Source organism: Ralstonia condita (assembly GCF_958405655.1).
Lineage (GTDB): Bacteria > Pseudomonadota > Gammaproteobacteria > Burkholderiales > Burkholderiaceae > Ralstonia > Ralstonia condita.
This window is the reverse complement of sequence record NZ_CATYWO010000002.1, coordinates 95,438-107,937: the sequence shown is the minus strand read 5'-3', so window position 1 is coordinate 107,937 and position 12,500 is coordinate 95,438. Positions and strand designations below refer to the sequence as shown.

The 12,500-nt window shown below is 62.2% G+C and carries 10 protein-coding genes; 3 read left to right on the top strand and 7 right to left on the bottom strand.

What is annotated here, in order from left to right; genetic code table 11:
• Window positions 1–11: 11 nt before the first annotated feature.
• A complete protein-coding gene (gene fdxA / locus R2N03_RS07015; protein ID WP_316656789.1) occupies window positions 12–350 on the bottom strand; it encodes a ferredoxin FdxA in 339 nt (112 codons plus the stop codon).
• Window positions 351–508: 158 nt separating this feature from the next.
• Between fdxA and R2N03_RS07010 the strand changes: the two genes are divergently transcribed.
• Together R2N03_RS07010 and R2N03_RS07005 are read left to right on the top strand one after the other, a co-directional pair.
• Entirely contained in the window at window positions 509–1,021 is a 513-nt protein-coding gene (locus tag R2N03_RS07010) for an NAD(P)/FAD-dependent oxidoreductase (protein WP_316656786.1), read from the top strand.
• Window positions 1,022–1,542: 521 nt separating this feature from the next.
• A complete protein-coding gene (locus tag R2N03_RS07005) occupies window positions 1,543–2,544 on the top strand; it encodes a hypothetical protein (RefSeq protein ID WP_316656784.1) in 1,002 nt (333 codons plus the stop codon).
• A gap of 185 nt (window positions 2,545–2,729) precedes the next feature.
• Here the strand turns inward: R2N03_RS07005 and R2N03_RS07000 are convergent, their stop codons facing one another.
• The 6 genes from R2N03_RS07000 to R2N03_RS06975 form a co-directional block, all read right to left on the bottom strand.
• Window positions 2,730–4,085 (bottom strand): MFS transporter, encoded by a 1,356-nt coding sequence (locus R2N03_RS07000; RefSeq protein WP_316656781.1) that lies wholly within the window; start codon window positions 4,083–4,085, stop codon window positions 2,730–2,732.
• A 114-nt stretch (window positions 4,086–4,199) separates the two neighbouring features.
• A complete protein-coding gene (locus R2N03_RS06995) occupies window positions 4,200–5,015 on the bottom strand; it encodes an enoyl-CoA hydratase/isomerase family protein (RefSeq protein ID WP_316657773.1) in 816 nt (271 codons plus the stop codon).
• A gap of 10 nt (window positions 5,016–5,025) precedes the next feature.
• Entirely contained in the window at window positions 5,026–6,579 is a 1,554-nt protein-coding gene (locus tag R2N03_RS06990) for an AMP-binding protein (RefSeq protein WP_316656779.1), read from the bottom strand.
• Window positions 6,572–7,147, bottom strand: a complete 576-nt coding sequence (locus tag R2N03_RS06985) for a (2Fe-2S)-binding protein (protein ID WP_316656777.1) — start codon at window positions 7,145–7,147, stop codon at window positions 6,572–6,574. Before R2N03_RS06985 ends, R2N03_RS06990 begins: the two co-directional genes overlap by 8 nt.
• Window positions 7,144–7,959, bottom strand: a complete 816-nt coding sequence (locus R2N03_RS06980) for an FAD binding domain-containing protein (RefSeq protein WP_316656773.1) — start codon at window positions 7,957–7,959, stop codon at window positions 7,144–7,146. Before R2N03_RS06980 ends, R2N03_RS06985 begins: the two co-directional genes overlap by 4 nt.
• Window positions 7,956–10,991, bottom strand: a complete 3,036-nt coding sequence (locus tag R2N03_RS06975) for a xanthine dehydrogenase family protein molybdopterin-binding subunit (RefSeq protein ID WP_316656770.1) — start codon at window positions 10,989–10,991, stop codon at window positions 7,956–7,958. Before R2N03_RS06975 ends, R2N03_RS06980 begins: the two co-directional genes overlap by 4 nt.
• Window positions 10,992–11,270: 279 nt before the next feature.
• Between R2N03_RS06975 and R2N03_RS06970 the strand changes: the two genes are divergently transcribed.
• Window positions 11,271–12,173 (top strand): LysR family transcriptional regulator, encoded by a 903-nt coding sequence (locus tag R2N03_RS06970; RefSeq protein WP_316656768.1) that lies wholly within the window; start codon window positions 11,271–11,273, stop codon window positions 12,171–12,173.
• Window positions 12,174–12,500 lie beyond the last annotated feature (327 nt).

The following is a 12,500-nucleotide window of genomic DNA, read 5'->3' as shown; positions in this document are numbered from 1 at the left end:
GCTGCACATTGTTATTCGGGCGCGATGACCAGTGCGTCGCGCTTGTCCTTGATCTGTGCCCAGTGCGCGTGGTCTGCCAGCGGGGCCTGCACTTGTGTCAGGCGAGGCCAGTCAGTCCGGCGCGACAGCTGCGCATTGAGTGCAATGAATGACTGTTGATCGGGCGGGACCTCAGCCTCGGGATAGATCGCGCCCACCGGGCACTCCGGCGCGCAGATCGAGCAGTCGATGCATTCATCCGGATCGATCACCAGAAAATTGGGCCCTGCATGAAAGCAGTCCATCGGGCAGACCGCCACGCAGTCGGTGTATTTGCACTGGATGCAGGATTCGGTGACGACATAAGGCATAACGGCGCGGGCGGACAAGCCCTGTTCAACATTTGTCGGGAATTATGCCGTATCGCTCTGAATGCTGATGGGGACAGACTGCGTGAGGCTACGGAAAAGATAAGTGGGGTGACGATGAGCACGAAGATGGAAGAAGACATCCAACGCTGGACAGCCAAGTGCAAGAACGCGCTGGTAGCGTGCAGGGTCGGATCAAGATCCCCCCTGAGCTGCGTGTTGTCGGTTCCACTCCAACATTTGCGCTTGGTGATATGAGTGGTCTCGATGAAAACAAAATGGCTTGGCATATTGCCAGTCAAGTCGAGACGGCGGCTGACAACATCTCAAAGGTATTGGCTGGCTTCGATCGGCTAAGGGCTTATCAACCTCAAGCTGGCAATCCAATGTTGGCCGTTACGCTCGGTAGCCGCGCGGGCGTTCTTCATCTCCCGGTAGTGGACGTGGTGCGCTCTGCCTTCGTTAACCGGCTTGCAACGGCGGGCCAAATGCTCGTCCCCACGTTTCGCAAGATGTTTGACGTCAGGCGTACTTCTCGCTCTTTCTTCTCTAAGAATTTCCTCGTTTCGTCTTCAGCCGGTATGGCGCTTGCCTTGTGGACTGCTGGCGTATTTTCGTCGGGATCTGATCGCGACAGCGCCAGCGTCGGATGTTGCGCGATATACCCACGTTGATCACTCCGTTCTCCAGTCCGTTGCCGGCTAGGTCAGTGTTCTGCGTGGAGCAATACTCGATGCAGATTGCTGTCGGAGGCGGGTCAGCCTTCCGAGCAAACCAACACTCGTACACGTGATGGCTGCCAAGTGCCGGGTGGGATAGCCGATGTTGTTGCCTGGACAGTTGTTCTTGAAGGTTGCACGCAAGTTCACCCTCCAGCATTCATGGATTGATTCGCATCAAGGCCTGATACGCAGCGCATTCTATGGTGCATGGTGTGGGCGGGTATCGGTTCTTGCTGACCGCCATGGATGGCGATCTCCTTGGTCGACCGACGTAAGCTGGATCGACTGTGCATGAGGATCTGGCATGTCGATGCCGCGACTGAGACTGACATCGTCGACTACGCTAGCCAAGCGGTGAATGTAGGCTTTGATGACTTCATGAATGGGCGGCGGCGATACCGTAATCCGCAAGCACGGGGGCATAACCAAGTCGATCGAGTAGGTTCGCGAATTGCAATGGCATGGATGGGACCGTGAACAGGCAAGACTCTCCAACCTGTAGCCGGCTACTGCTGTGTGCCGTTATTGTTGGGGCATTCACCGTATTGGGCTGTGCCGGCGTGCCAGCTGAATATGGCCGCCCGCAAGTGAACGCGGATCAAGCCACTCCTGGGCTAGTGTTTGGTCGCATCGTCTTTGTGATCGATGGCAAGGAGAAGGACTGGGGAACGGGTCTCCTCTCTGACGGCTTTCGCGTTGCGGTCCGATCGCTCGATGGCGATGTCGTAAAAGGCTATCGTATCAAGGGGGATGGTAGCTTCGTCTGGTCGCTCCCACCCGGACAATATGTTGTCGCCGCATACGCCATCGGTTCGACGAGGGGACGATTATGGGTGACCTTCAGCGTGCCCTCGCCGGGAATCGCTTCATACCTCGGAGATCTGCACATTGCCGTCGATAGAGGCCGCTATACGTTCGGCGTTGAAGACAACTACGCTGCTGCCGTGCAGAGGAATCTGGCGCGCCTGAATGAGGAGAGGCGCGCGCCGGCAAAAGAACTAATGCGACCCGAAAAGCGGCTGGGCACTTACACGGACGTCTGGGGGATCTGTTCGCAGCGAGGCGGGGTCCAGTGCAGTGGCAGCCTGCGGGGTGTCGAGGCGGTCGGCACGAGTGCAACGCCTGGATACCCGCTTGTCGCAACCCTGACGCCGGTGCTGGAGTGGAAGCCTTCCACCAAGAGCAATATCCGCTATGACTTCGCGCTGTATGAGGTTGTGGGTATCAGCTCTGCCGCACTGGGCGTGGGCAGCATACGTGGGCCTCTCGTTGCATATGCAGAGGGCCTGCGCGAGCCGAGATATCAAGTGGCGATGCCTCTCGAACCCGGAAAGAAGTATGAGTGGTCGGTTCGCCTAAGAGACGGCGACACGGTTTCGAACTGGTCGAGTTCGAGTTACTTCCTTTTCCTTGGAATTGCTTACATAAGCGGCTGGGGGCAGTGGTTCGGATTCTCGACCCCGGCGCATCAGTGATACCGGCCACCGGGGGCTCGATCTCTTCCTGATGCAGACGTTGGGCTCCGACCTGCTCGCTGCGCTGAAAGTCTTCGCGCTGAGAGGTCGGAGGATTACTCGGTATCGCGATCGCCAATCGGCTGGCGATTCGAACAGAAAACCGCTAACAGCCACGTCGTTCTGGGCGGCGGCTCAAGCTACCGCTAGCTGTCACCAAGCCGGCCGGTCGTCTCTGGCACGATGAGTGCGCCGGCCAGATACAGCAACGTCACTGCGCCGATGGTGACGCCAAGAACATGCGGCAGATCGGCTGGTGTGCGCGCGATCAGCGATGCCAGTGTCGGCATCATGCCGCCGATTGCGAAACCGATATTCCATGAGAGTCCTGTTCCGGAGGCACGGATATTTGTGGGAAATCGCTCGTTCAGGAAGATCAGGATCGGTGCAAATCCAGCGCAGCCGAGCATGCTGAGCGAGGTTGTATAAACGAATCTCGCGGTCATGGTCGAGGCGGCGGGCAACCATTGATAGAGCAGCGGCATCAGTACCAGTGCGGTCGCACCGATCAGCAGGAACGCGCGCTTGCGCCCTATCAACGAGCTGAGGTGGCCGGCCGCTACCGAGGCAACGATCACGCCCAGGCTACTGACCATCAGCAGTGCGGCGGACTCTCCGGCGGATACTTTCATCACCACCTTCAGGAATGTCGGTAGGTAGCCGGACGTCAGATAGTAGGCGCTGCCGCCGCCGATGGTCAGCAGGATGTTGACCAGCAGGATGCCGCGATATTCCGGCGAGAATAGCGTCCGTATCGGATGCGCCTGCAGTTTCGTGTGTGTCTTGGTAGCCTGGAGTTGTTTCCACAGCGGGGACTCTTCCAGCGAGTTGAAGATGACGAGCCCGAGCACAGAGCTGACGATGCCGGCAAAGAACATGCAGCGCCAGCCCCAGGTCTCAAATGCTTCGCCGGGAAAAAGCATGGTGACGGTCATATATGTGATTGATGCCAGCAGTGCGCCGATACCTGCGCCACCGCCGCCCACCAACCCCGACACCGCGCCACGCCAGGACGGCGGGACCGACTCCGTGCCGATGGTATGCGTTGATGCGACCACGCCGCCAACGAAGACCCCCTGCACGAGCCGTAGCAAGATAAACAGTGCCGGAGCAAGAAGGCCGACCTGGCCGACGGTCGGCAGGAGCCCAAAGGCAGCCGTGGACACGCCGACGCCGGTGACGGCCATCACCATCGCGCCCTTGCGCCCTCGCTGGTCCGCATAGGAACCGAAGATCGCTGACCCTAGCGGTCGCATCAGTAGCGTTACCGCAAACGATGCGTACACCGCTGCCAGCGACAGCATGGCATGCTCGGATGGGAAGAAAAGCTTGCCAATCACCGGCGCGACAAACAGCAGGATGAACAAGTCGAACAGATCGAGTGCCCATCCCATGCACGAAGCCGTGACTGCCCCCAGCACCTGCCGGTTGCTCACAGTCGGTGGTGCGATGCTCCCTGCGCCGCTATCGGGCGGCGCCTTATCGTCAGCTAGCATTTCCATTGTCGTCTCCTGTTGTTTTCTGAACCTACGGTGCCCTACGACGCCACGATGAGCATCGTGGTCCGTTCTTCGCGCCCTACATGGCGGGCGGTGCAATTTCGCCCGCCGATCCGGTCAGCTGCCGCGAAATGCGGGCTTACGCTTTCCATGGAATGCCTCTACGCCCTCGCGGAAATCATCTGAACTGCGCAGGCGGCTATAGCAGTGCCCTTCCAGTTCGATCGCGATCGACAGCGGTGCGTCCTCTGTGTCGTTCAGGAGTTTTTTCGCTGTGCGCTGAGCCAGAGGGGAAAAGGCCCGCAACTCGTCGACCAGCGCGTCTGTGGCAGCTGTCAGTTCGCTGTCAGCGACACAGTCCACGGCGATCCCCCAGTCGTATGCCTGGCGGCCAGGAATGCGGCGCGAGCGCATGACGATGTCTTTGGTACGGCCCACGCCCACCATCTTTTGCAGACGCGCCGAGCCACCTGAGCCCGGAATCTGGCCGAGCTTCTGCTCCGGCAGCGCGTATTCGGTCGTATGGGTGGCGATGCGGAAGTCGCACGCCAGCGACAGTTCAAAGCCCACGCCAAAGCAGTAACCTTGGTTTGCCGCGATGACCGGTTTGCTGCAGCGTGCTGGTGCGGCCACGTTCCACGCCAGCTTGGAAACATGCTCGGGCGAGGCTTCCAGGAAGCCCTTGATATCGCCGCCGCTCGAAAAATGCTCGCCCGACGCACGCAAAACGATGACGCGCACGCGGTCGTCGGCGTCCAGTGTCTCGAACACTGCGCGCAGCTGGTCGCGGGCGGCCATCGAGATCACGTTGTAAGGCGGTCGGTGCAACACGATGTCCGCACGTTCGCGGGCCGGGTCGATCTCAACGGAAAAGCCGTCAAGGTCCTGCAGTCGTTGCTGATCGGGATGGGCCAATGCGAAGGCCTGGGTCATATCCATGTGGTTACTCCTTGTTCAGATCGTGGGAAGAAGGGCTGGGGAGGGCGGTGTATTCCCCCGCGGACAGCTTGCGGCGCAGGATCTTGCCGACCGGTGACTTTGGAATGTCGGCTACGAATACGTAGTCGCGCGGGCGCTTGAAATTGACCAGTTCAGAGTCGCGACAATACGTATCGAGCGTGTGGGCATCTACGTCGCCGTGGGGCTTGACGAAGGCGACGACTTTTTGGCCCCAGCGCGGATCCGGCAAACCGGCTACGGCGACCTCATCCACGGCAGGGTGCAGTGAGAGGATCGACTCGATGTCAGCAGGCGAAATGTTCTCGCCACCGCTGATGATCATGTCGTCCACGCGACCGCTGACGAAGAGGTCTCCCTCTGCATCGAAGTAGCCGGTGTCGCCGGTGAAGTACCAGCCCTGATGCAGAGACTTCGCGTTGGCATCGTCGCGGTTCCAGTAGCCTTCAAAAGCTTCGTCGCCACGCAATTCGACGATGATCTGCCCTTCTTCTCCCGGGGCCACGACCGCATCCGGCGAGCTGGTGTCCAAGCGGACGAGGCGCAGCCGTGTGTTGAGCCCGGCACGACCTGCACTGCCGGGCTTGCTTGCCGCGCGCTGCTCGATACTGAACGTGTAGACCTCGGATGAGCCGTAGTGGTTAACGAACAGCTCCGGGCGGAACGCCTGCTCCAGCCGCTTCAGCAGACCATCATTCATCGCGGCACCTGCGAAGCCGAGCTTGGTCACCGAGCGCACGCGTGATGCGTCAAAGCCTGTATCGGCCAGCAGGTCGTGGTAAAGCGTTGGAACGAGGTACAGACAGCTCACGTGATGGTCAGCAATAGCCTGCAGCGCCTGCGACGAGCTCCAGCGCCGCACGCAGACAAAGAGACCGTCCACCAGTGCCATCGCCAGCAGGGAGCGCACGCCCATCGTGTGATACAGCGGCATCACCCCAAGCGTGCGCTCGCCGCGCCGGTACAGGTTCTGGGCGACGTGCGCCAGCGCGGCAGCGCGCTCCTGCCTGTGGCGGCGGGGCACGCCCTTTGGCCGTCCGGTTGTGCCCGAGGTGTACAGCATCAGCGATACGTCATCAGCTTCGGACAGGGCGCTTTCTGCCCGGGGCTCGGTACTGATCAGGGTGTCAAATGACAGCGAAGCGTATGGCGCGCTGTCCAGTGCGATACGGGGGATGTTCAGCGCGGCGGGACTCCCGAGAACGGCGTCGGCACTGACCGGCTCGAACACCAGCGCTTTCGCGCCAGCGTCACATACGCAATAGTCCAGCTCTTCGGGCTTGGCACGCCAATTCAGCGGGACGATGACGATGCCGGTGAACTGGCAGGCCCAGTGAATGGTTGCCATCTCCCATCGGTTCTGCAGGATCGCAAGCAGGCGATCGCCAGGGCGCAGGCCGAGCTCAAGCAGGCCTGCAGCCACGCTGCGGATGCGCGTCAACCATTGCGCATAGGATAGTTGCAGCTCACCGTCGACGATGGCGAGAGCGTGGGGGCTGCGCTCCACGCTCTGCAGGAATGTGCGGCCGAGGTCAAGCATTGCAGGTCTCCTCGGAAGCCGGCGCAGTCATCTGCCGTGCCCGTGCGCGGTTGGCGGCGACGTCAAGGACGGCGGCAATGATCGGTGTGTAGCCCGTGCAACGGCACAGATGGCCGGACAGCATGTCGCGCACCTGCGCCTCGGTCGGCTCGGGCACCCGCTCCAGGTAGTCGGCGCACGACATGAGAATGCCGGCCGTGCAGAAGCCACATTGCAGGGCGTGATGGCGGCGGAAAGCCTCCTGTAAGTCGCTCAATCCGTCGTGCGTTGCGAGGCCTTCGACAGTGTCGACCGCACGGCCCTCGGCCTGCACGGCCAGCATCAGGCAGGAGCGGGCGGCAACGCCGTCCACGCGCACCGTGCAGGCACCGCATACGCCATGCTCGCAACCGACGTGGGTGCCGGTGGTGCCGAGCTCATGGCGCAGGAAGTCGGACAGCAACGCGCGCGGTTCACACAGACCGGTGCGCGGGCTTCCGTTCAATGTCAGGGCGATGCGGTGGCGCTCCTCTCGCCGCATCACAGCGAGCGCACTGGATGGCGCGCCGCCTTTCATGGTCTTGCTCATCTTGCCTCCTCGATTGCGCGCATGCCAAGCTGCCGCACGAGGTGGCGGCGGTACTGCGCGCTGATATGGGCGTCGTCTTGGGCGCCCAGCTTCCAACTGAAATCGTTGATGGCGTCTGCAAGCGCCTTGCCTTCCAGGCGCGGCCAACGCTCGAGTACCGGACGGTCCGCTACACCGCCCACGGCCAGGGCGATGGCATCGTCGGTGACGATGGCCGCGCACGCGACCAGGGCAAAGTCACCATGACGGGCAGAAAACTCAGTGAAGCCGTGGCGCGCACCGGGCTGCCGTAGTGGGAAGCGCACGGCTTCCACCAGCTCGTCAGGCTCGCGCGCGGTCATCAGCATTCCCTGAAAGAAATCGGTGACCGGCATCACGCGGCGACGGCGCAGAGAACGCAGGACCACTTCCCCGCCGAGTGCAGTGAGCACCAGTGGCAGCTCGGCGCTCGGGTCGGCGTGGGCAACGGAGCCACACACCGTGCCGCGGTTACGAATCTGGAAATGCGAGATGTGCGGGAAAGCCAGCTTCAGCAGCGGCACCTCGTCGGCAAGCGACGGACGCCACTCCACGGTGCCCTGTGTGGCTGCTGCGCTTATCTCAAGGTGACCGTCGGCGACTCGTACGGTGTTCAGATCATCGGTGCGAGAGATATCGATCAGCAGTTGCGGCTGCGCGAGGCGCATGTTCAGAACGGCCATCAGCGACTGGCCACCTGCCAGTACACGAGCGTCCTCACCTGTATGTGCGAGCAGTTCCAGGGCATGCTGCGCGGACTCTGCGCGCAGATAGTCAAAGGCGGCGGGTTTCATCGACGGGCTCCAAGAAGCACGAGCAGGCGCGCGACCCAACCCGGTTTGCGCGCTGGCTTACCGCCCGCTTGCCGGCCGAGGGATTCAAACAACTGGCGGAGCACGACTTTGGCCGCGCCTTCAAGCATGCGGCCTCCAACCGCTGCGACCTTGCCGGATACCTCAGCCTCATAGTCGTATGTAAGACGAGTGCCACCCTCGTGCGGCACGAGTTCAACCATGCCCGAGCCGCGCGCGCTGCCAAGCGACGACAGGCCGGCTCCGGACAGTCGCAGCCGGTGTGGCGGTTCCAGGTTGGACAGCGCAATCTCGGCCTCGTAGCGCGCTTTGATCATGCCCACCCCGACGGTCACGTCGGCGCGATAGCGGTTGTCACCGATGGGCTCTAACACGTGGCAGCCAGGTACGACCTGGGCCAGGGCTTGCGGATCGAGCAGCACAGCGAAGACGGCCTCGGGCGGTGCGCCCAAATCAACCGTTCCACGTGCACTCAGAGCCTTTGCTCCCTTGCCCCTTTCTTTGCTTCCGGTAGCGTTGGCGGTTGCCGTCTCCGACAGTTCGGGGCGCGAGGGCGGAGGGTCTTCGAAACCGATCATCGCCATGACCTTGGCGGGCGTCAGAGGCAACCGAATATCCCGCGCGCCGAGGGCGTCGGCCACGGCATTGGCAATGCAAGGGGGCGTGCTCATGTTGTTGCCTTCGCCGAGCCCCTTTGCCCCGAGGGGCGTGAACGGGCTCGGTGTCTCCAGATGCACGATCATCGGATCGGGCACCTCGCATGTCGTGGGCAACAGGTAGTCCGCTAACGTTCCGGACTGAAAGCTGCCATCCGGGCCGTAGCGGAATTCCTCCATCAGCGCCGCGCCCAGCCCTTGCGCGAATGCGCCCCGAATCTGCCCGTCGGCGAGCGCAGGGTTGAGCAGCTTGCCGGCGTCGTGCGCTGTCACGTAGCGGTCAATGCGTACGCGGCCGGTGGCGCGGTCGATTTCCACGCCGCACAGGTCGAACGCAAAGCCATAGCATGCGGAGGTGTTGATGCGGTCCTGCTCGTCCGGTGCGTCAAGGTTCGGCGGCGACCAGAACACGGTCTCGCGCAGACCTGGCTCCTCACCGGCGGGCAGCAATTGCGGCGACCAATGCGGCGCATTGCTTGCGGCGCGGGCAAACACCAGGGCTGTCTCGGGAGAATCCCTGCGCGCGATACGCCCATGAGCAAAGACCAGTTCGTCTGGGTCGCAGTCAAGATGCGAGGCCACGATGCGCGCCAGCTTGTCGCGCACCCGTGTTGCAGCCAGATGAACGGTGCCTGCCACGGCTCCCGCAAACCGGCTGGAATAATTGCCAGCGGCCACCGACCACGCATCCTTGTGGGTATCGAACTCGACATTGACCACGACGTCGGCTGGGTCGATGCCGAGCACGTCGGCCACGACCTGAGCAGACACAGTCATATGGCCCTGCCCGGCGGGCGTGGATGCGATCGTCACCACCACGCCGCCGAGCAGGTCGACACTGACCGTAGCGCTCGCGATGGCGCCGTTCTTCGGGCCGGCCTTGCGGCGTGCCTCCGCCGGCGTGGCGGTTGTGATGTAGCCCATGTTCGATACCGAGGGCTCGACAATCGCCGCAAAGCCGATGCCATAGAGCCGCCCCTCTGCTCGCGCGGAGTCGCGGCGGTGCTTCAGTTCGTCGTAGCCGCCTGTTTCCAGCGCGCGAGACAGCGCCAGTTGGTAGTTGCCGGAATCGAGCAGCGCGCCGGCTGCAGCGCGGTAGGGAAAGGCGTTGGACGGAACGAAGTTGCGGCGGTAGACGTCGAGCGGATCGAGGTTCAGCTCGACCGCGATCCGCTGCACGAGCCGCTCCAGCGCGAAATACACCTGCGGTCCGCCGAAGCCGCGTACGAGGCCGGTCGGGGTCTTGTTGGTGAGCACGACGCGGTTGCGAACGCGCAGGTTGGGTATCGCGTAAGCGCCTGTCAGTACACCGTGCATCCGGTAGAAGGTCGCGGGCTCAGGTGCGCGCAGGTAGCCACCGCAGTCTTCGAGCTGATCGTAGGCAAGCGCGACGATCCGGCCATCTTCTTCGACAGCGGCTTCGATGGTCGAGAGGCGTGCGGTGGCCGAGGTCGCGGCACTCAAGTGTTCGAGTCTGTCCTCCACCCATTTCACGGGTGCGCCGGCCTTGCGCGAGGCAAGGCACATCAACACCACGTAGGGGAATACGGCTTGCTTGACGCCGAAGCTGCCTCCCGAGTCGCGCGGAGCGATGTGGCGGAGATGGTTGGCCGGTACCTGCAGAGCCATCGCCATCACGGCGTGCAGCGAGAACGGACCCATGAAGTTAGAGGTGACCTGATAGCCCTCGTTGCCCGGCAGATGCTCGGCAATCACCACGCCGCACTCGATGGGCGTACATGTGTTGCGCGGGTAGTGCACGGTCAGCGAAACGCGATGCGGTGCGGTGGCGAAGGCTGTCTCTGGGTCACCGTAGCGGAAATGACGATCGCTGGCGACATTGCTTTCCAAGCCGCTGTGCAGCACAGGAGCTGCGTCGGCAATTGCGGCTTCGATCGACACCACGGGGGGCAGCACACGGTAATCCACCCGCATCAGGTCGAGTGCGTCCTCGGCCAAGGCGCGGCTCTCGGCCACCACCACGGCGACGGGCTCACCGACGTATCGCACGCGGTCCATTGCCAGAGCCCATTGCTCCATCGGCGCTTTGACGCCCACCACGAAGGGCTTGGACCAGTCTGGCAGGTCGGCTCCGGTCAGCACCGCGCGAACCCCTGGCGCCCTGAGCGCGGCGGCGACATCAATCACACCGAGTTCAGCGTGCGCGTGTGGCGAGCGAAGTATGGCAGCGTGGAGCGTGCCGGGTTTCACGCCGAGGTCGTCGGCATAGCGGCCGCGGCCCATGAGGATGGCGGCATCTTCGACGCGCTGCATCGGACGGCCGACGTAGGGCTCCCCCGTTGTCCGCTGTGTCTCCTGCGCCGTGCCGGTCGTCTCGCCAGCATCGATTCTCTTCATTTGCGACTCCGTTGTACGCATTGGGACCGCGCCGGAGGATCGGCGGGACTGCGTAACGTCCATCGCAGATTAGTGAGATCGTGGTATAACTTCTAATATTATTTAGTGATCAACAAAATAATTTATTCTGATACCGGACGCGATGCACTTCCGGCGTGGGCGTTGACCGGTTGGGGAATGACCGCGTCCCATCACTGGTGGCATCGGGTGCCATAGCCTGCGTGGGACGGACCACAAAGATTGATGTCGCCACGCGGTACCGTACACACGCATCCGAATATGGACCTCAAGCAAATCCAGTACTTCATCGCGCTCTTCGAAGAGGGTTCCGTCACGCGGGCAGCCAAGCGATTGAATATCGTGCAGCCGGCCCTGAGCATGCAGATAGCCAGGCTCGAGGATGAGTTCGGACAGAAGCTCTTTGAACGCATCCCGCACGGTATGGCGCCAACTGCTGCTGGCCGGATGATGCATCGACTCTTTTTGCCTATCGTGCGCGACCTCGCGAGTGCTCGGCAGCAGATGATGCAGCGCGAGGAGCTGATGGCCGGCCGCATCACGATCGGCATGGTGGCTTCCGAGACGGAGAGCGTGCTTGTCGGAGCCCTGGCACGCTTTAACGCGAGCTATCCGAACGTTGAGGTGTCTGTTGCGGATGGCTTCAGTGCGGCACTCATCAACCTGGTATCCGCGGGCCAGCTAGATGCAGCGGTGGTCCATCGCCAACGGGGCCGGCTGGCACTGCAGGTCCAGTCGCTGCATGATGAAGAGATGGTTCTGGTGACGAGCGCCGCGAATGGTCCTGAACTACCGGAATCGGTGGAGATGGCGAAACTTCCTGCGCTGGAGCTTGTGTTGCCGACGAAGTCGCACGGCCTGCGCGTGGTTTTGGACACAGCCACGCAGGCTCATGACGTCACGCTGGCGCCCAAGTTCGAAATTGACATCCTGGGGACCATCGTACAGTTCGTGGAAGCTACGCGCTTCGCCACTGTATTGCCACGCATCGTGGTGCAGCGCGCTGTGGAAGAGGGTCGACTGCGCATGCATACCATCGTTGCGCCGCGTATCGTGCGGCACCTGGTTTGCGTCAGCCATCCTCAGCGGCCCTTGAGCACGGCGACTGAGGCATTGATTGCAATCGTGACCGAAGAGATCAAGCGGGTTTCAGGGGTTGCGTAGCGGCGGGAGGGCCGGTCGATGCGCGGCGCATTCGGCCACGATCCAAGTCAGGTGTGCCAGTGCATGCATGTCATGCGCCAGTGAGAACCCGCTGAAATTGGCTTCACGGGATGCAGGTCGACTTACCCAAGTCAATGAGGGAATCGCGGGCGCTGGGCAACAGCGGTGGTGCGCGACACTCACTTGAGAACTGGATGGCTGCGCAGTGCAGCTGATCTGCCGACAGCTAACCGTGACTATCGGGCATCTCCGATTTCGGGCATTGCGATGTTCAGAACGCGAGGGCAGGTGCGCGGCAATCGATCACTGTTGAACATTGACTGTTCA

Excerpts from the sequence above, each read along its gene's own strand:
- fdxA (WP_316656789.1), bottom strand. The coding sequence starts at position 350 with ATGCCTTATGTCGTCACCGAATCCTGCATCCAGTGCAAATACACCGAC.
- R2N03_RS07000 (WP_316656781.1), bottom strand. The coding sequence starts at position 4,085 with ATGGAAATGCTAGCTGACGATAAGGCGCCGCCCGATAGCGGCGCAGGG.
- R2N03_RS06995 (WP_316657773.1), bottom strand. The coding sequence starts at position 5,015 with ATGACCCAGGCCTTCGCATTGGCCCATCCCGATCAGCAACGACTGCAG.
- R2N03_RS06990 (WP_316656779.1), bottom strand. The coding sequence starts at position 6,579 with ATGCTTGACCTCGGCCGCACATTCCTGCAGAGCGTGGAGCGCAGCCCC.
- R2N03_RS06985 (WP_316656777.1), bottom strand. The coding sequence starts at position 7,147 with ATGAGCAAGACCATGAAAGGCGGCGCGCCATCCAGTGCGCTCGCTGTG.
- R2N03_RS06980 (WP_316656773.1), bottom strand. The coding sequence starts at position 7,959 with ATGAAACCCGCCGCCTTTGACTATCTGCGCGCAGAGTCCGCGCAGCAT.
- R2N03_RS06975 (WP_316656770.1), bottom strand. The coding sequence starts at position 10,991 with ATGAAGAGAATCGATGCTGGCGAGACGACCGGCACGGCGCAGGAGACA.
- R2N03_RS06970 (WP_316656768.1), top strand. The coding sequence starts at position 11,271 with ATGGACCTCAAGCAAATCCAGTACTTCATCGCGCTCTTCGAAGAGGGT.